Source organism: Binatus soli (SeqCode), from assembly GCF_050015535.1.
Classification (GTDB): domain Bacteria; phylum Desulfobacterota; class Binatia; order Binatales; family Binataceae; genus Binatus; species Binatus soli.
On sequence record NZ_JBEKBF010000001.1, the window covers coordinates 1 to 19,355 of the forward strand.

Here is a 19,355-nt window from a genome sequence, read left to right on the forward strand (position 1 = left end):
CCTTTCCTTTCTGCGTCCAAGCCACCGAAGCGAACGTCCGCTGATTACCCATCACCGCACCTCCTCATCCGCCACTCAACCAGTTCCTTTGTACACCAATCGATCAACTTATGCAGAGGTTCCCTAGGGGTTCAGTGATTTGATGACCTCCGGGGCTGTCATGGAAAAGGTCGTGATGGTCTTGGCATCGAGCGGCATTTTCATCAGGTCCACCGAACGAATCTGGCTGTTCTCGTAAGTCCGGAAGTAGTATCGCTTCGCCTTCAAATCGGCGGCGCTGGTCCAAACCGTATAGTCGGCGACGATGTTGCCGTGCTCGTCCTTCTTTCCCTGGCGGGACACGCCGTTGGGAATGTCGAAGTTGTTCATAATATGAAACCCCTCGAGCACCGCCTCTTCGCCGGTCTTGGCCGGCAGCGCCGACGCGCTGAAAGCCACGGCTCGGACAAACCGCGACGGCGGGGTGAAGTCGCCCGGCATCCCCAGCATCCCGGTGCCTTGGCCGAAGCCGGTCAGCGTGATGCCGCCGACTTTCACCGGCGGAACATTCACTATTGAGAAGTTTACGTAATTGCGCAGATTGGTCATTTGCCAATCGAAGGATGGCGAGTTGGTCATCACCCCCAGCGGGTCGTCGTGGACATGAAGTTTTCCTTCCACATATTCTATCGCGATGCTCTTGCCCGAGGCGTCATTCACCACGTAGTGAAGCGGCGGCACAAAGTCCATCTGCTTGACCACGACCGCCGGGACTGTGATGCTTCCCATGCCCTGTTTGACTTCTTCGACCGTCGCGAAATTTTCCAAAATCCAGGAACCGACCTCCCAGGGTGCGACGGTCTTGGAGGCCTCGGCAGCGTGGTACTTCATGTAGCCGACGGTCCCGGGAAAATAGAGCAGGCCAATAGCCAATCCCTTCTCATTAACGCCATCGACCAAAAACGGCATGTCGCCACCGTTGTTGACGCCGACCGATGCATACTTGGAGGTCCACTTCAGCCCATTCTCGCCCTCCGGTGTGGTACCGGTTCGCGCATAGCCGCGCGGCACCATCATCACGGCGGAATCCATAACGATAGCGAACTCCATCGTGCGCGCGTACACGACGCTCCCGTCGCTGGCTCTGAGTCTGATGCTGGTGCAGGCTGGCGCCGGCTTCGCGAAAAAGAGCGAACACGCGAGGATCGCGAGAAATATCGCTCCGGAAGCGCTGGGGAACTTGCGGGGCGCGGATGCTTTGACGCCGATGCCGGTAATTTTCATTGGTTCGTCCTTTCTGCGGTTGCTTGGTTCAGTCAACCTGCGGTGATTTTGAAGATGCCCTTACGATACGATTCGGCGTCTAGCATGAAGAATTCCCTTTCTGGATCCAGGCCAGACGCGAATCGCTAAAAGAATGCGCCAGCACGTCCGCCCCGACAACTCTCTGATTGCCTTCTCTGACATTTTGGTTATCAAGGGAACTATTTGAGAAACAGCCTCAGTGTTATTGTCGGACATACATGAGAAGAGTATCTTCGCCACGTCAACCCGAATCTGGGGGATCGTGAATATTCCTGCGGCAGAAAAAATGATGCGATTCAGACCGGTGCTCGTAGCTTTAGGCTGCCTGGCGTTTTTGATTCTTTTCGCGAAGCCGGCGCACGCCCAGCACGGCGACTGGCTTATGGGAACCGACGGCTTGTTGAGTGCTCAGCAGGCGCCGGAAGGGATTTTCTATTCAAACGTCTGGTCGTACTATCACGCCTCAGGCAGTAATTTCGTATCACTCGCGTCACCAGCACCACCGCTCGGGACCGGGGGTAACGGGCCTCTCAAGCTTAATGTCAGCGGCAGTCTCGACGAATTCGTTGACCAGAACATTATTGGCTGGACCTCGCCCTATAAGGTCCTGGGCGCGAACTATGGATTGTTTGTCGATGTGCCGTTTGCCATCGCTGATGCCAGTGGTGCTGCGAGCCTGGAACCCGTCCTGAGTCTGCACGGGAGCTCGCCGTCGCTACAAGCTTCCGCCGGGGTAACCAAGGGCAGTATCGGTGATATTTACGTGGAGCCGGTAGATTTCGGCTGGCACTTTCGCCAGCTGGACGCCATCGTCTCCTCGGGGTTCTTCGCGCCTTCAGGACCGTACAACTCGAAAGCGGCGCTCAACATTGGCTATGGCCACTGGACGGGCGCCTTTGGCCTTGGAGGTATCGCCTACGCCGACGCCGCTCGAACCTGGTCGCTCTCCATTTATACTCACTACCTGCTGTACGCTTCGCAATTGGGCGCAAAATATACGCTCGGCGATGTCGTACCGTTCGAGTGGGGTGCGGGAAAGACCCTCAACTTGAACAACAGCATTTTCCAGCAGCTTATCTTGGGCGCGGTAGGCTACGCCCAGTGGCAGACAACGAACAACCAGATAAATATCGCTAGCCAAAACCAAACCGCTGCCGCAGTTATCAAGACGCTGGAGGATACGCGCGCACAGGTCTATTCGGCGGGCCCTTCAATCAATCTACTGACGAAGTACGGGCTCTTCTCGCTGCGCTACTATGAAGAGTTCGACGCGCATGCCACCCCGTCGGGCCGGCAATTGATGTTCAGCGTCGCCCTTGCTTTTGGTTAGGGCGATGAATCCCGCCCTCGATAGGATGTTGAAAAGAAAGCAACCCAAGACAACCCGATGATGCTCCAGCAAGCAAATCGAATGATGGCAATCGTGTGCAAATACTCGAGCGGCAAAAGGATGGCCAGAATGAAGCTTAGATATGTGCAGTTACTTTTTTGTATCGCCCTCGCGTTGACGATTGTATCTCCCGCGGCGGCGGACGCTGCCGATAGCCAATCGCTCGACGAGGTCAACAAAGAACTGTCTAACCCGATTTCGAGCATCTGGGCGCTGCAACTCCAGCAGAACACTTACTGGCTGAATAAGCCGGATCGAAACGTTGTAAATATGCAGTTTCAGCCGGTGCTGCCTCTGGCGTTGACCGATGACTGGAACCTGATCACCCGGCCCGTATTTCAGGTGTTCAACTCCACGCCCTATGTGAACGAGAGCCTCCATCTCCATCGCGTCACCGGTTTTGGCGACACAATAGTCGGGTCGGTGCTTTCGCCGAGTCCGAAGCTTGCCGGCCCTTGGCTGCTGGGCGCAGGTCCCAGTTTTATCTTGCCTACCGCGAGCAATTCGAGGCTGGGACAGAACAAGTGGCAGCTGGGACCGGCTGGCGTATTCGGCTACCTCGGTGATAAGTGGCTGGCGGGAGTATTTCCGCAACAGTGGTTTTCGGTCGGCGGCAATGGCTCGCAGACTATAAGCCAAATGAACCTTCAATACTTCTTCGTCTATCTGCCGGGCGGTGGTTGGGGCATAGGCACGTCGCCGAACATGCTGGTCAATTGGTACACGAACAACGCGAACAAGGTAACGTTCCCGATCGGCCTGAGTGTCAGCAAGGTAATCAAAATCGGTCCGCTCCCCGTGAAACTTGCGGTTCAACCTCAGTACATGCCGGTTCGTCCTGACGTCTTCGGCCAGAAATGGAACCTCCAGTTCTCGGTCACTCCTGTCATCCCCGATCTGGTTAACAGAAAGATCCTCGAGGGTTGGTAAATCGGTTTCCTCCCCCTGGGGCCGGGCCCATGGTTCGCGGCCTCGAAACCGAGAAAGAAGAAACCCCCGCCCGCGACTTCCGGATAATCTCAGCCCACCACATCGGCGAAGGCAGCCTCCGGGGAAAAGCCCTCACCAACATCGACGCCATCCGCACACTCAAACTGATCGAAACAGAAAATCGCGACGCAACCGAAGCGGAAAAATCCATCCTCGTCCGCTACGCGGGATGGGGCGCGATGCCGGGTGCCTTCCGCCCCTATCCGCCGCAGGAATGGCAATCGGTCGCGAACCAACTCCGTGAGCGATGATTTCAGAGAGACTGGAAGTGACAACGATGGCTCATTCGTCCGCAAAATAACAGCGTTTCGAGAAGCGAGCCGCGCGCATCAACCACCGGCGTCAACCGCCGCTTGTCAACCGCCTCATAGTGTCAACGGCCGTATGGGTGTCAACCGGTTGACAGGTTGACAGGAGAGCAGTACGCATCGGACTCGGTCATCCACCATTTACTCGAAAACTAGAACATGAAAGTTATCGGGCTCGACGCCGCGATCAGCCACCCAAACCATAGCGTTTCGAAAATCGCGATCAGCGTCAGATTGCGCGACGCGCTGTAGGCCGCCGCCGAGAATACTTCGATCATCACGAAATTCAGCGCGATGATCGGCAGGATCAGCATCAGGAAGAACGGCAGTATTCCCAGGCTCACGCCCACCACCATCAAAACCACGATCAGGATGCGACCGAGCGCGGCCCAAACCGTCGAAATCGCCGCTCCTCCGCGCCGCACCAGCAACTCGAAGCCCATCCAGAACGGAAACTGGAGCACGCACGCCATCGCCATGACCATCAGCCGTTCGGGCGACAGCGACAGGTGATGGAACGCCACCGTCATCGCCACCTGGCACACGTAAGCCACAGCGAACCCCCCCGCCGCGACGAATATTGCGGCGCCGGCGCCCTCGCGGATGCGGTACCAATCCAGCGTATGCGACAGCGCGAGCACGCCCACCATGATCAACCCTGCGACCGCGAACCATGAGATCTGGATATCGCCGACCACCACCGGCACAAACGCCGCCGGGTCTGACTCCGCCAGCGGCATCGCTGCAATCAGCGCGCCGCCCAGGATCAGCAGTCCGATCAATCCGCTCGGTCCGGGCCGCTCGCCCGCCCAATTCGCCACCATCGAGCCGCAGACTCTGCCCATCGGCACCAGCAGAATCACAAAGACCAACAGCGCGAATCCCGCTGCCCCCATCCGCGCATCCGCAACCTCGATCACTCCGGTTCTGGTGGTTCCAAACGTGCTATCGAGCCATTTCACGATCGTCGTCGCGGCCGCCGCGGAATAGACGATGGTTATGTGATCGAGCCCCGGCATTCGAACCGCTTCGACCGCGCTGCCCTGGGCGAAATCGCCGTAGGTCTTGCCCAGCTCGATTTGCGCCGCGCCCGCCAGATACGACGCCAGCGCAGGGGACGTGTCCTGGATCATGTCCGGATCGCGCTCGGCAAAAATGAACAGCGCATTCTTCGGACGTTCCGGACCGAGCTGCCAGCCGCCCGAGATCATCACCGCGCCTTTGAGATTGGGATCGTGCGTGGCGTAGTCGAGCGCCGCGCCCGCGCCCATCGAATGCCCCATCACGACGATTCGCGACCCATCGACAAACGGGCTGCTGCGAAGATAATCGACCGCCTGCTTCACGTCCTCACGCAGGCTGCCGACGTCGCCTACGCCGCCAGCGAAAGGATTGGAATTCTCGCCGTGTCCGTTAACGTCGATCGCCAGCACCGCGTACCCGTTCTCCGCGAGCCGTCGCGCAAGCACGCTCATCAGCTTGCGATCCGCCATGAAGCCGTGAATCAGCACGACCGCCGGTGGTCGCTCGGCCGCCGGTTTGGGGAGTTGCATGTAGAACTGACGCGCCGGTCCGGGCATGTACATCGTCGCCGGCTCCTGCCCTGGCAACATGATGGATACGTGCGACGGACCGCGATTTTCCAGCCGCGCCAGCCGCGCGATCGCCAGAATGAATACGACCGCGAGACCAATTGCGATGATACGGGAAATTTTCATTGTGAATTCGCCGCGCTCCTCTCAGCTGACATCCGCGATTTGCATTACGATGTACCAGACGGGCACGCATGGGTCGATCACGCCGCGCGATCGGCTCCCGCGCGACGCTTCTCGACTTCCTTGACCAATACGTCCCTTTACTGGTCGGTCAAGGTCCAGTTCCAGACCGCTTGCAAGCTGATCGCTGCGTTGCCAACGAGTACGCCCCGACCTACCATCAGGCTTGATGCTTATCCATGGGCCGAGGTGGGGCGCGCTATCATCGACGCCAAGGCTCATGTGCTGGCAAGGCTTTGTTCGCAACCGAAGCGTGAAATACAAATGAAACGGCGCGCGAGATCGCGGCTCAAACCATCCCGCATTGCCGCGGCCCGCACCGCTGCGCGCGCAAAGTGAACCGGCATCGGGTTCAAAAGGCGGAACGAAATGGAAGAAAAGTACGCAATTGACTTCGAGCACGTGACCCGAATCTACAAGCGCGACGAGTTCGAGGTCCGCGCGCTCGACGACGTGACCGTGCAGATCCCGGCCGGACGCTTCGTGGCGATCATGGGGCCGTCGGGATCGGGCAAGACCACGATGCTCAACCTGATCGCGGGAATCGATCACGCGACTACCGGACGAGTGGCGGTCGGCGGCGACGAGATCACCCGCATGAAGGAGCGCGAGCTGGCGGGCTGGCGCGCACACCATATCGGGCTGGTGTTCCAGTTTTACAACCTGATTCCGGTGCTGACGGCGTTCGAGAACGTCGAATTGCCGCTACTGCTGACGCATCTTAGCAAGGCCGAGCGGCGCGAGCATGTCGAGACGGCGCTCAGGGTGGTGGGACTGGCCGACAGGATGGACCATTATCCGCGCCAGTTGTCGGGCGGGCAGGAGCAGCGCGTCGCGATTGCGCGCGCGATCGTCGCCGATCCCACGATCATCGTCGCCGACGAGCCGACCGGCGACCTCGACGCAAAGTCGGCCGAGGAAATCCTGGGCTTGCTGGTCGATATGAATCGCCAATTCCAGAAAACGATCGTGATGGTCACGCACGACCCCCGCGCCGAGCGTTACGTCGATACCGTCTATCGGCTCGACAAGGGCGTGCTCGCGGGCGTCGAGCCGGGCAAGCGCGGCGCGACGCCGGAAGCGGCGGCGAATGCGTAACGCGTGAGTTAGCATGAAGTACACGGGGCTGGTGTTAAAAAATCTGGTGCGCAGCAAGCGCCGCACTATTCTGACCGTGCTGTCGATCGCGGTCTCGCTGTTCATCTTCTCGGCGCTGGTCAGCATCCCGACCGCGGCCAACCAGATCCTCGGCGACACGGCGTCGGCCACCCGGATCGCGACGCATAATAAGGCCGGGCTGGCCTACGCGATTCCAATCGCCTACAAGCAGCGAATCGTGGTGATACCGCACGTCGAGGTGGTGGCGCCGGAGAGCTGGTTCGGCGGCGTGTACCATGAAGTGTCGGATCAGTTTCCGAACCTGGCGGTCGATCCCGAGCAGGTCGATCTGATGTGGCCCGACTATGGAATCAGCAAGGAGCAGTTCGAGCAGTTCAAGAAAATCCGCACCGCGTGCCTGGTCGGCGCCGACACGATGAAGCGCTTCCATCTGCACATCGGGCAGCAGATCCAGCTGCGCGGGACGCTCTACCCGTTCAACGTGACGCTGAATATTGTGGGCACGACCGGCGGCAAGGCGCCGCCCAATTACCTGCTCTTTCGGCGCGACTACCTGGAAGAGGCGGCCGGGCGGCCCGGTTGGGTCGATCTCATTTGGGTCAAGGTCGATAAGCCGGAGAATATGCCGCAGGTAATAGCGGCGATCGATGAAGGCTTCGCCAACTCGTCGGCGGAGACATCGTCGGAGTCGGAGGCGGCGTTTATCGGCAGCTTCCTGGACCAGTACCGCACGTTTTTCAGGATGGCGGAGGTGCTGGGATTTATCGTGGTGCTGATGATAGGACTGGTGGCGGCCAACACGGCGGCGATGTCGATTCGCGAGCGGCGCGGCGAGATTGCAGTGATGCGCTCGATCGGGTTTCCGTCGCGCACGATTTTGTCGATGCTGCTGGCCGAGTCGATCCTGATAGGCCTGGCCGGCGGGATTATCGGATGCGGCGCGGCGTATATCGTGCTGAAAGTGTTTTCGGTCGGCAGTGGCACGGGCCCGCTCAGCACGATCCGCATGCAGCCGGCGATTCTGGCCGAGACCCTGGTCGTGGCCGCACTAATAGGACTGTTCAGCGCACTCGTGCCGGCCCGCTCGGCGGCGCGGCGCAATATCGTTGATGCGCTAAGGACGGTTGCCTGAGATGGCTATTCCGCTGAAGTACAACGTGCGTTCGCTGCTGGTGCGGCGCGTCTCGACCGCGATGACGGGCGGTGGAATTGCGCTGGTGGTGGCGGTGTTCGTGATCGTGATGGCGCTGGTGGCGGGACTCAACTCGGCGATTTCCGACACCGGCGACCCGGACAACGTAATCGTGCTGCGCAAAGGCGCGACTACCGAGACCTATTCCGCCATCCAGCTCGATCAGTTCGACGCGATGAAGTTCCTGCCGCAGATTCGGCGCGAGCCCGACGGCGAGGCAGACGCATCGCCGGAACTGCCGGTGCAGGCGCTGATGGAACGCACCGGCGGCGGGCGCGACAATATCGTGGTGCGCGGAGTTCTGCCGATCGCGCTCAAAGTTCATCCCAAGGTGAAGATCGTCGAGGGCCGGATGTTCAATCCGTCGGTCAACGAAGTGATCGTCGGCAAGGGCCTGATGGGGCATTACGAGAACATGACGCTCGGTTCCACCCTTCGCTTCGGGCGCGGCAACTGGAAGGTGGTCGGGATAATGACGGCCGAAGGCGGCTCGTTCGAGTCGGAGGTGTGGGGCGATATCCATAATGTGCAGGACGACGCGCAGCGCGGCGCGTATTACGCCGACGTGCGCCTCAAACTTGCGGCCGGGGCGGACGCGGATGCGCTGATTCGGCGGCTGGCGGACGATCCGCGAATCAATCTGCAGGCCGAGACCGAGGCGGACTACTACAAGGACCAGGCGGTGGTCGCCAACCAGATGCGGGTGCTCGGGATGATCGTCGCGGTAATCATGGCGGTCGGCGCAATCTTTGGCGCGATGAACACGATGTACGCGGCGGTCTCGTCGCGGACCACCGAAATCGGCACGCTGCGTGCGCTCGGCTTCGCGCCGATCGCGGTGATGACGTCGTTCCTGCTCGAGTCTCTGGTGCTGGCGGTGACGGCGGGCGCGATTGGCATCGTGCTGGCGATGCCGATAAACGGGTTGACTTCGACGTTTGGCAACTTTGTCACGTTCTCGACCCTGGCGTTCAGCTTCCACGTCACTTTTGCAATAGTGATCGAGGCGCTGATCTTCGCCGCCGTGATGGGCGTGGTCGGCGGCTGGCTGCCGGCGCGACAGGCGATGAAAATGTCGATCGTCGATGCGCTCAGGAGCATCTGACCTTGTCCACCGAATCACCCAGGGGACCCAATATCCGCGAGCTCGAGTCGCTGCGGATTGCGCGCGCGGCCGAGCCGAAGAAGCCGAGCAGAATCATCCCGGCTGCGATCGTGCTCGCGATTCTCGCGGTGGCCGGCGCGGCGGGATTTTTCGTCTATCAGCGGACGATTGGCCGTCCGCCCGAAGTGCAAACCGCGATCGTCACGGTGAAACAGGCGGGACAGGCCGGCACCGTGCTGACCGGCAGCGGCTATATCGTGACGCAACACAAGTACATCGTGATCGGCACCAAGATTCTCGGCCAGATAGTCGCCGAGCCGATCGAGGAAGGGCAGCGCGTCAAGGTCGGCGACCTGCTGGCGCGGATCGACGATCGCGACTACCAGGCGCAACTGAAGCAGGCCTACGCAGATCGCGATCTGGCGGCGGCCAACGTCGTGCTGAGGAAGGCGCGCGCGCAGCGCCTGCGGGAACTCTACAAGCAAGGCGTGCAATCGAAGGACTCGCTCGAGGACGCGGAGAATCAGCTCTCGGTGGCGGAGGCGGAGCTCAAGAAGGCGGACGGCGCGATCGATTTCGCAAGGTTCAACGTGAGCCAGACCGTGATCACGGCGCCAATCAACGGCGTGGTGCTGCAGAAGTATCGCGAACTCGGCGACACGATTAACTTCGGCGGCGAAATCCAGGCCGGCGGCGGCGCCACCGATATCGTGCAGCTTGCAGACCTGAGCGATCTGCGCTGCGAAGTCGATATCAACGAAGGCGATATCGCGAAGGTGAAGATGGGAACGCCGGCGACGGTGATCCCGGACGCGTACCCCGACAATCCGTTTGCGGCGCAGGTCGTGAAGATTTATCCGGAGGCCGACCGCCAGAAGGGCACCGTGAAAGTCGAAGTCAGAATCCTTCAGCCTGATTTGAAGATTATCAAGCCGGAAATGAGCGCCAAGGTTACGTTCCAATCGATTATGACGCAGACAGCGACAGCGGCGGCGCCGATGGCGCTGGTGCCGAAGAAGGCGATCGTCACTGAGGGCAGCGCCAGTTCGGTGTGGGTCGTGCGCGGCGCCACGGCGCATCTGACGCCGGTCGTGCTCGGGCGCGAGTTCCAGGAAGGCGTCGAGGTCAGGCAGGGATTGAGCGGCGGCGAGATGGTGATAGTGGTACCGCCGGCGACGCTCAAGGAAGGACAGGCCGTCACGCCGGTGGCATCGTAATAACCTAACCCCTAACCCCTTCCCTCGATGGAAGGTGAACAATCGAGTTGAGAAGATGGCGGAGACGTTTGTACTGGTGCATGGCGCGTGGCATGGCGGATGGTGCTGGGCCGCGGTGATCAATCAACTCGAGCGGTTGGGCGACAGAGCCTACGCAGTCGATCTCCCGGGGCATGGCATGAACCGCGCCGATCGCGCGAAGGTGACGCTCGACAGCTACGTCAACAGCGTCGCGGAGTTTATCGAGCGGCACGATCTGAAAAACGTGGTGCTGGCGGGACACAGTCTCGGCGGGATCACAATATCCGGCGTCGCGGCCAAGATTCCCGGGCGGATCAAGCGCGTGGTGTGGATCACGGCGATGGTGGCGCTCGACGGGCAGCCAATCATGGATCCGTCGGCGTCGCCGCTGGCGGCGGCGATCGATTCGTTGCCGGAGCGATCGATTACAATCGAGATGATTGGCCCGGAATTTATCGACGGGCTTACCAACGACATGGCACCGGCCTTGAAGGAATATGTTTTTTCGGCGCTAGGCCCGCAGCCGCTGGCGCCGCTGCTCGCGCCAGTGCCGATGGCGCCCTACTTCGCCACCGGAATTCCCAGCAGCTATATCATTTGCGAAGACGACCAGACGCCGGTCGCGGGCGCACCCAACTGGCATCCGCACTTTTCCAGCCGGCTCAGGAATCCAACGCTCAAGTTCGTGAAGAGCGGGCATGAAGTGATGTTCACGCATCCTGTGGAATGCGCGCGGGCGCTGCACGAGCTGGCGAGCGGCGATTGAGCCAGGCGCCCTCACTCTGAGCGAGCGGCAGGTATGATCAATTTCCCAGCAATCGATGTCGTTGGGCGGTCATATCGCGCATGATCGGGGCGCTCATCTCATGTCGGCGAGTTTGACCGGGCGGGCGGCGCCGTCGCGAAAGCGGGCGGGCGAAAAGGGCGCGAGATCAATGGCGGGCATCCGGCCCTTGACCAGGTCGGCGATCACTTCGCCGGTGAGCGCGGAGAGCAGAATGCCGCTGCGGAAATGTCCGGCGGCGTAGAACACGCCGGCGACCGTCGGCGATGGGCCGAGCACCGGCAACAAGTCGTCGGTGGCGGGGCGAAGTCCAGCCCATGCTTCGCGAAAGGGAATCGAAGCGATCGAAGGGACCATCGCACGCACTGCGCGCAGAATCCGTTCCATCCCATCGAGCGTGACGGACTTGTTGAAGCCCGCATCCTCGAAGACCGAGCCGGCGAGCAGCCGCCCGTCACGCCGCGGCACCAATATTGCGCCGCCCGAGAACAGCGAAGGCACCACCAGGCCCGGCCGCGCGTCGAAGCATAGAATCTGGCCGCGCACCGGGTAGAAGCGGATTCGATCGTCTTCGAGGCCGCGGATGTCGCCGGCCCATGAGCCGGCGGCGTTGATGATGACATCGCCGGTCTCGAGCGATCCGTCGGCGAGGCGAAGGCCGGTGGCGCGCGCGGCGGTAGTGGCGATCGAATCGACGCGGGCGCCTTCGCGGAAATCGGCGCCGGCGTGCGTGGCGGCGTTGATATAGGCAAGGGTGAGTTTGCGATTCTCGACGCGCCGATTGTTCGGCATGTGGAGCGCGAAGATGATTTTTTCCGACAGCACGGGCGCGAGCTTGAACGCCTCGCGCGGGGATAATTCCTCGACGTCGCCACCGGCCGCGCGTTGCCATCGCGCCCGCGATTGCAGCTCCGCGCGCGCCGCGTCGTCGAAGGCGACGTAGAGCACGCCGTGACGGTCGTACTCGGGATCGACGCCGCTCTCGGCGATGAGCCGTTCGACGATGGCGTCGAAGGATTTCTTGCCTGCGAGAGCAAGATCGAAGAACACGCCGGGTTCGTACGCCTCGGCCTGCGGGCTGATGAGTCCAGCCGCCGCCCACGAAGCTTCAAGGCCGAGACGGCCGCGCTCGAAGACGGAGACCTGGACGCCGCCGGAGGCGAGCCGCCACGCCACCGAGCTTCCGATTATGCCGCCGCCGATTACGAGAGCTTTCACTTTTTCACTTTTTCACTTTTTCACTGAGACCCTGCCGACGACTAGATTACCGGCGCCACGGGGACGGTGAAAGCGCGCGGGTGCGCGAGCAGAGTTTGTTGCGTCGATGCAATCCGGCAGCTAATTGGTATCCTTCGAAATCGCCGGAGGTCAAAGTCCATGCTTTTTAGCCCGGACGATTCTGGCATAGTAGGTGTCGGCCCATTGGCACTGTCAGTGGCGAAGTACTTGAGCTGAGGCACGGACTCATTGGACAAGATGAACACTGATTCGCCAGCACCGGTTTCCGAATATTCAGAGGCGCCGCCGCAATCCCCGCACAATCCGCCCGGCGCGAGCGCGCGCGCGTTGAGGAAATTTCTCGACGACCCTGACTACATACTAAGAGCGTGGGCAGCGATCTTGATCCTTGTCGCGATCGACTGGGTATGGGCCCGGCGCGCGGGGTTCGAGATTGATGGAATCAGCCCGGCGGTGCGGGGGGTCGCGATGATCGCGGCGTTGGGCTTCTTTTTCGATTACACAGGACGCGCGCGGCCGGTGTCTGAGGCGGCGCAGTATAGCGCGCTGTGGATAGCGTTCGCGGTAGCGCTTGCCATTTATAGTTACGTAGTGGCGACTCTTCGAATGCCGATGTGGGATCTCCGGTTTGCGCGGATGGACGCGGCGCTTGGATTTAACTGGAGCGCGGGCTTTGATTTGATCACATCGAATTGGACGGTCCGATACGTATTTGGACATGCCTACAACAGTATGATGGTCCAGATCTTCGCGTCGATTGCCTTTTTTGCGTTGATCAACCGCACCGACCGAAATCGGGAGCTGCTGTGGATAGGAATGTTGTCGGTGCTGATTTCTGTGTCCCTGTCAGGTCCCTTTCCGGCCCTTGGTCCTTACACGAAAGGCGTTATGCCGGCGTGGTCGGCGGTCCTGGTGACGATACGCAACGGTACTTTATCGAAATTCACACTGGCTGACGTGACCGGGATCGTAGCGTTTCCATCAGTCCATACCGTTATGGCTGTTCTGCTGGTGTATGTTCATCGTCCACCGTTGCGAAGCTTCGTGCCGGTGGGAATTCTGAATGCACTAATGCTAGTAGCTATTCCATTCGCAGGGCATCATTACTTAGTTGACATGATAGCCGGTGGCGCGATTGCAGCTGTCTTTATCGCGATCGGACAAGCGGCGATGCGACCGCGGAGTCTCGCGCGACCCCAAGGAGTTTGAGCTGCCGCGCTACTCGCTACTTTCGGCGTCGCGATGGACGGTGGTGCTTTCGATCGCACTCGCGACAGCTGACAACTTCGCCGATCCGGACCTGTGGATGCACATTCTGACCGGTCAGGCGATCCTCCGCACCGGCCATATTCCACGGTTCGATACCTACTCCTACACTGCGGCGGGAATGCCATGGCACAATCACGAATGGCTGGCGCAGTTGGCACTGGCCGTCAGTTACGCGCATCTCGGCGTATTCGGCCCCAAGCTCCTGAAACTGCTGTGCGCGAGCATCACGATACTGGCATTGGCGATCGGGATCTCCGCGACGCACGCGTCGAGCCGGATCCAAAGGCTGACGCTGATTATTACCGGCGTTGCGCTGGCGACTCAGATGCAATTTCGACCTCAGCTCTTCACCTTCATGATGTTGAGCGTGGTGATGACGTTAATCGCGATCGAAGTTTACCGGGGCGGGGCAATACTGTGGCCGCTGATTCCGATGTTCGCGCTATGGGCCAATCTTCACGGCGGCTACACGATAGGACTTGGCGCGATGATCATTGCGGTTGCGGTTTTGTTTATCCAGGGCCGTGGAGACACAGGCCGCAAGACGTCGGCGCGCAGGCTCGGATTGGTCACGCTTGGATGCGCGGGCGCGACGATTCTCAATCCGTTCGGAGCGGGCTTGTGGACGGGAGTGGCGCATTCGGTCTCCGATCCGCTGATTCGGCAGATAGTCGCGGACTGGGTCCCGTTGCCGGAAACGCTGCTATCCATGTGGCGCGAATCCAAGCCGGAGCTGCTTCAGTATGTTGCCCCGCTCCTGCTGTTTGCCAGTTTTATCGCGGCAGTTGCGATGGCTCCCGACCTCGGGGACGCGGCCTTGCTCGCGGTCGCGACAATCTTCATCGGGAGCGCCCTCTATGCCTCACGTAACGTGGCGCTGGCGGTGATCGCGCTCGCGATTCCGCTGGCGCGCCATGCCACCTTGGCATTGGAACCCACACCAGCAATCAAGGTTGGTGACCGCTTGGAATATGCCGACCCGCCGCAACCGACTCTCGGTAACGAACCGACGACGGCGCTGCTGGCGATTTCGGCGCTCTTGGTGGCGCTGGCGGGTGGAACTTTCTCCAACCGACTCAAAACCTGGAAGCCCGTGCCTACCGGTGCGGTCGCATTCATGGAACGGCATGGCCTTCACGGCAACATCCTTAACCAGTTCGAATGGGGCGAATATCTGGCCTGGCACGTGGGTAATGACAGCCGGGTCTTTATCGATGGACGCTGCGAGCTGGTCTACCCGGACAGGCTGATCCGCCAGTACGCAGTCTTTTTCTACGGGCTGGAGGGCGCCGATGGTGTGCTCGACGCGTTTCCCCACAACTTCGTGCTCATCGGCCCGCACACCAAGGGCTACGAAGTCGTCAGGAAGGACGGACGCTGGCAATTGATCTATAGCGATGCGACCGCGGCGCTTTTCGCGCGAGCCGCCTTGCCCGTCGAAGCGCCCACCGGCCGTAAGGTTGCCGACACCTATTTTCCTTGAGCTTTCCGTCGGCGGCGGAATAAAAAATCGCCAGACTCAGGACCTGCGCTACATCCGGTTCAGCAACACGCCAAGTCATGCATTTTGAGACAGCGCCGGCCGACTAATGGCATTTCGGCACGAGCAACGCATTTTGGGACACTCGCCGCGACTGCGTAAAAATTCAGCGACTGAAGCCAACGTCAGGCTGCGATAGCAAGTCGTTGACGTGCTCCGCGCGGGGCATTGGACTTGCTATTGAGGTATGGACCATCGGATCGATCCGTCCGTCGACGGCTTAGGGATTGCTGACCCGCGCCACTTAGCCAACGGTACGGCTGCGTCGGCCACGCGTGACGCATTTCCCCCCATAACCGACGGCATTCGACGGGACCCGGCGGGCGGCTCTGACAAAGCGATGACGTTCGTCATGGGCGACGATGACAATTTCGAGTGGGTGTCGTCGATATTGCGCGCGAGCTCATTGGCGATCATAGCTTTTCAGATCGGATACACGGTGCTTGACGGCGCGGAGTATCCGCAGACCTTCGCGCGGACTCTTCCGCTTCATATCGCAACCATTACGCTGGGCCTGGTCGCGATCATGGCAACGCTCTCCCCGCGTGCGATGCGGAACTGGCGCGCGATCGCGCTGGCAATCTGCGCGTCGATTCTGGCGATCACGGCGTGGATTGGAGCGATCAATAGCGACGGCGACGTACTGGTCGCGTCGATTCTGCTGTCTTTCCTGGCCTCAGGTGTGTTCGTTCCATGGAACCCGCGCTGGCAGGCGGCATTCAATGTTAGCGGAGCGCTGGCGTTGCTGGAGTACTCGATGCAAACCGCGGATCCGAATTCGCGCCTCGCGATCGCCTGGATAATGCTGCTCAGCGCGGCGCTTTTATCCCAACTGAGTGCGGTCCTTGCTACCCGCTATCGCCGGAAACTGGCCGAGCAATTGGCGGCCCTGGCCGAGAACGATCGTTTGCTCAGGCGCGAGATGGACCTGCGCGCGCAAACCGCATCCGCTCTGGAACGCGATCACGAGCAGCTGCAGGCAAGCGAGGCGATGCTGCGCAAGGTATTCGAAGCGGCGCCGGACAACATCGCGATCAACAGCCTTTCCGACGGACGTTTCATTGCCGTCAACGACAATTACCGGGTCGGCGGTTACACCCGCGACGACGTGATGGGGACCAACGTGATCGCCCTTGGGGCGTGGCGGCACAAAGAAGAGATAGCGGAGTTCCTCGAGAGCATTCGGCGAACCGGGCGCGTCAAGAACATGGAAATAACCCAGCGCCGCAAAGATGGCTCCGTCGACGAGACGCAGCTGATCTCGGCCTCGGTGGTCGAAGTCAATGGTGAGCCGTGCGTGATTTCGATGCTCCGGGACATCACGGAGATAAAGCGCGTCGAGACCAGCCTGCGCGCCAGCCACGCCGCACTGCGCAAGATCTTCGACGCCACCCTGGACATCATCGTCGTTACCAGGCTGTCGGACGGCAGCTTCATCGATTTCAACCAGCAGTTCGAGCAGATCGGCGACCTGCGCCAGAATCCCGACGATTCCCGCAATGGCCGCCGTCAGATCTGGGCCAACGCCGAACAGCGTCAGGAGCTTCACGATCGCATCATGGCCGACGGCGTCGTGCGCAACATGGAGGTCGATTTCCTGAAGCCCGATGGCGGTCTGATGCCGGCGCTGCTGTCCGCCGTGCGTGTCGAACTCGATGGCGAAGACTGCATGGTCAAAATGATTCGCGACATCACCGAGCGCAAGCGCAACGAGCGCGACCTGATGGCGGCGCGCGAGAAATTGTCACGGCAGGTAAAGGCGCTCAGCGCCAACGAGGAGACCTTACGCAAACTTTTCGACGCGAACCTGGACAGCATGGCGCTGACCGGAGTCGATGGAAAATATATCGATGTCAACCAGGAGTTCACCCGGGCAACCGGGTTTTCGCGCGAAGAGACCATCGGCCATCATTTCACCGAACTCAACCAGTGGATCCATCCGGACGAAATGATTGCCTTCACCGATCAACTTTTTAGGACCGACGAAGTCCGGAACCTCGAGGTGACGATCCGTCACAAGGACGGTTCGGAGTTGCCGATGCTCATTTCGGCGGTGAATCTGGAGCTGCATGGACAGCACTGCTGCTTGACTATTTCGCGCGAAATATCCGACCTCAAGATGACGCAGCGCGAACTGGTCGCAGCGCGCGAGGCGGCGCTGGCCTCATCGCGCGCCAAGTCGGAGTTCCTCTCGAGCATGTCGCACGAGATTCGCACCCCGATGAACTCGATCCTCGGGATGGCCGATCTGCTGATGGAAACGGAGCTCGGCGACGAGCAGCGAAGATATTTGAGCACTGTCATCAGCAATGGCCACGCACTGCTCGAACTGATCAACAGCATCCTTGACCTAGCCAGGGTCGAGAGCGGCCGGATCAGCCTCGAGGCGGTCGAATTCGATCCCAAAGACGTGACCGAGAAGGTCCTCGAGACGCTGGCGATTCGCGCCCATGAAAAAGGCCTCGAGCTGATGGTCCGCTTTGCGCCGCAGGTCCCCGAGCTCGCGCTCGGCGATCCATTGAGACTCGGCCAGATCCTGATCAACCTGGTCGGCAACGCGATCAAATTCACCCAGCGCGGACAGGTGCTGGTGTCGGTCGAGCCCGACCCGGACTCCACCACCGCCGGCGGGCTCAAGTTCACGGTCACCGATACCGGAATCGGAATTCCCGCCGACAGCCTCCACCTGCTGTTCCATGCATTCAGCCAGGCCGACTCTTCGACCTCGCGCAAATACGGCGGCAGTGGTCTCGGATTGGCAATCGTCTCGCGACTGGTCGCGCTGATGAACGGCAAGGTTGCGGTAACGAGCGAACCTGGAATCGGCAGCGCGTTTTCATTCACCGCGCAATTCGGGACGGCCAGCGCCAGGACGGCGCCGTCGGGGCCGCGGGAACCGGCGTTCGCCGGCGTAAGAATTCTGCTGGTCGATGACAACCCCGACAGCCGATCGATTCTCTCCGACCTGCTCACAGCGCAAGGAGCGGATCTGACCCAGGCGTCGTCGGGCACCGAGGCGCTGGACGAACTTCGCAGCCGCGCTTCGCCCGGGTCGTGCTTCCAGATCATGCTGCTCGACAGCACGATGCCTGTGCCGGGCGGATTCTACCTCGCAAAACACCCCATGACCGGCGCGCCCGCGCCGCCGCAGATCGTGATGATGGTCGCCACCAACGACTTGACCGGCAAGCTGGTGCGCCTGCGTGCGATCGGGGTCAACAACTATATTGTCAAACCGGTGCGGCGCGCTGAGTTGTTCGCAGCCGTCGCGCGAGCGTGCGAGGAAGCGCACCTCGAATCGCGCGGCGACCGGTTCGCGGCGCCGGCAATCGCGCCGGTATCAACCTCTCCGCCAATGCTCGATCGGCCGCTGCAAATTCTCATGGCCGACGATTCGCACGATAACCGCGCTTTGATCCGGGCGTATCTGAAGAAAACCCCCTACCGTCTCGAAGACGCCGAAAATGGCCGGCAGGCGATCGACAAATTCATCGCGGGGAAGTTCGATCTGGTGCTGATGGACATCCAGATGCCGATCGTTGACGGCTACGAAGCTACCACCTTCATTCGCGGCTGGGAGCGGGCCAACCATCGCCACCGCACTCCCATCGTGGCCCTGACGGCGTCGGCGCTGGAAGAAGCAGTGCATCGCACAAAGGCGGCGGGGTGCGACGCGCACGTAACCAAGCCGGTCAAGAAATCGACGCTGCTCGATGCGATTCGCAACGCGATAGAAGGGGACCCGTCGGACGACAAGCGGGCGGACCTTGCCAATCTCAAGGAGGAAACATGCCCGACCGAGTAATAGTGGAAGTGGACGAGGATCTGAGCGACCTGATCCCGGGGTTCCTGACGCACAAGCGCGCCGATGTCATAACGATTTTCGACGCGATTGCGCGCCGCGACTACGCGGAGATCAGCCGCATCGCGCATCGGATCAAGGGCGAAGGCGGCAGCTACGGATTCGAAACGATGACGGAGATGGGCCGCTCGCTCGAGCATGCCGCCGCGATGCGCGACGATGGCGCAGTGGCGACGCTCGCGCGTCAGCTGCTCAACTACATGGATGGTCTCGAGATAGTGTTCCAGCCGTCCAAGGATTAGCGCAACGGCATCATTGGC

Annotated in this window: 16 protein-coding genes; 13 read left to right on the forward strand and 3 right to left on the reverse strand. The window is 60.7% G+C overall.

Annotation, left to right across the window (positions count from 1 at the left end; genetic code table 11):
• Window positions 1–123 precede the first annotated feature (123 nt).
• On the reverse strand, window positions 124–1,197 hold the full coding sequence (locus ABR989_RS00005) for a linear amide C-N hydrolase (RefSeq protein ID WP_428125281.1): 1,074 nt from the start codon (window positions 1,195–1,197) through the stop codon (window positions 124–126).
• Here ABR989_RS00005 and ABR989_RS00010 point away from each other — a divergent pair.
• The 4 genes from ABR989_RS00010 to ABR989_RS00025 all read left to right on the forward strand — a co-directional run bounded on the left by ABR989_RS00010 (window position 1,133) and on the right by ABR989_RS00025 (window position 3,915).
• Window positions 1,133–1,309, forward strand: a complete 177-nt coding sequence (locus tag ABR989_RS00010; protein ID WP_428125288.1) for a hypothetical protein — start codon at window positions 1,133–1,135, stop codon at window positions 1,307–1,309. The genes ABR989_RS00005 and ABR989_RS00010 overlap by 65 nt on opposite strands.
• Before the next feature lie 237 nt (window positions 1,310–1,546).
• Window positions 1,547–2,614, forward strand: a complete 1,068-nt coding sequence (locus ABR989_RS00015) for a SphA family protein (protein WP_428124915.1) — start codon at window positions 1,547–1,549, stop codon at window positions 2,612–2,614.
• A gap of 129 nt (window positions 2,615–2,743) precedes the next feature.
• On the forward strand, window positions 2,744–3,604 hold the full coding sequence (locus ABR989_RS00020; RefSeq protein ID WP_428124916.1) for a hypothetical protein: 861 nt from the start codon (window positions 2,744–2,746) through the stop codon (window positions 3,602–3,604).
• A 29-nt stretch (window positions 3,605–3,633) separates the two neighbouring features.
• Window positions 3,634–3,915: a hypothetical protein gene (locus ABR989_RS00025; protein WP_428124917.1), complete on the forward strand. Its 282-nt coding sequence runs from the start codon at window positions 3,634–3,636 to the stop codon at window positions 3,913–3,915.
• Window positions 3,916–4,124: 209 nt separating this feature from the next.
• On the opposite strand, the gene ABR989_RS00030 is transcribed toward ABR989_RS00025, so the two are convergent.
• Entirely contained in the window at window positions 4,125–5,690 is a 1,566-nt protein-coding gene (locus ABR989_RS00030) for an alpha/beta hydrolase (RefSeq protein WP_428124919.1), read from the reverse strand.
• Between the two features lie 426 nt (window positions 5,691–6,116).
• Here ABR989_RS00030 and ABR989_RS00035 point away from each other — a divergent pair, with 426 nt between their 5' ends.
• From ABR989_RS00035 to ABR989_RS00055, 5 genes are read left to right on the forward strand one after another with little or no spacing between them, the layout of a single operon-like run.
• Window positions 6,117–6,845 (forward strand): ABC transporter ATP-binding protein, encoded by a 729-nt coding sequence (locus tag ABR989_RS00035; RefSeq protein WP_428124921.1) that lies wholly within the window; start codon window positions 6,117–6,119, stop codon window positions 6,843–6,845.
• Between the two features lie 13 nt (window positions 6,846–6,858).
• Complete coding sequence (locus tag ABR989_RS00040) at window positions 6,859–7,998, forward strand: ABC transporter permease (protein ID WP_428124922.1); 1,140 nt, start codon at window positions 6,859–6,861, stop codon at window positions 7,996–7,998.
• 1 nt (window position 7,999) lies between these two features.
• Window positions 8,000–9,163 carry an ABC transporter permease gene (locus ABR989_RS00045; protein ID WP_428124923.1) on the forward strand — a complete coding sequence of 388 codons (1,164 nt, stop codon included), beginning with the start codon at window positions 8,000–8,002 and terminating at the stop codon, window positions 9,161–9,163.
• 2 nt (window positions 9,164–9,165) lie between these two features.
• Window positions 9,166–10,380: an efflux RND transporter periplasmic adaptor subunit gene (locus tag ABR989_RS00050; RefSeq protein WP_428124924.1), complete on the forward strand. Its 1,215-nt coding sequence runs from the start codon at window positions 9,166–9,168 to the stop codon at window positions 10,378–10,380.
• A gap of 55 nt (window positions 10,381–10,435) precedes the next feature.
• Complete coding sequence (locus ABR989_RS00055) at window positions 10,436–11,167, forward strand: alpha/beta fold hydrolase (protein WP_428124925.1); 732 nt, start codon at window positions 10,436–10,438, stop codon at window positions 11,165–11,167.
• 93 nt (window positions 11,168–11,260) lie between these two features.
• On the opposite strand, the gene thiO is transcribed toward ABR989_RS00055, so the two are convergent.
• On the reverse strand, window positions 11,261–12,403 hold the full coding sequence (gene thiO, locus ABR989_RS00060) for a glycine oxidase ThiO (protein ID WP_428124926.1): 1,143 nt from the start codon (window positions 12,401–12,403) through the stop codon (window positions 11,261–11,263).
• A 258-nt stretch (window positions 12,404–12,661) separates the two neighbouring features.
• On the opposite strand from thiO, the gene ABR989_RS00065 reads away from it, so the two are divergent.
• The 4 genes from ABR989_RS00065 to ABR989_RS00080 all read left to right on the forward strand — a co-directional run bounded on the left by ABR989_RS00065 (window position 12,662) and on the right by ABR989_RS00080 (window position 19,337).
• Window positions 12,662–13,633 carry a phosphatase PAP2 family protein gene (locus ABR989_RS00065; RefSeq protein ID WP_428124928.1) on the forward strand — a complete coding sequence of 324 codons (972 nt, stop codon included), beginning with the start codon at window positions 12,662–12,664 and terminating at the stop codon, window positions 13,631–13,633.
• On the forward strand, window positions 13,551–15,176 hold the full coding sequence (locus ABR989_RS00070; protein WP_428124929.1) for a hypothetical protein: 1,626 nt from the start codon (window positions 13,551–13,553) through the stop codon (window positions 15,174–15,176). The genes ABR989_RS00065 and ABR989_RS00070 overlap by 83 nt, the downstream gene beginning before the upstream one ends.
• Window positions 15,177–15,573: 397 nt before the next feature.
• Window positions 15,574–19,038, forward strand: a complete 3,465-nt coding sequence (locus ABR989_RS00075; RefSeq protein WP_428124931.1) for a PAS domain S-box protein — start codon at window positions 15,574–15,576, stop codon at window positions 19,036–19,038.
• Window positions 19,023–19,337: an Hpt domain-containing protein gene (locus tag ABR989_RS00080; protein WP_428124932.1), complete on the forward strand. Its 315-nt coding sequence runs from the start codon at window positions 19,023–19,025 to the stop codon at window positions 19,335–19,337. Before ABR989_RS00075 ends, ABR989_RS00080 begins: the two co-directional genes overlap by 16 nt.
• Window positions 19,338–19,355 lie beyond the last annotated feature (18 nt).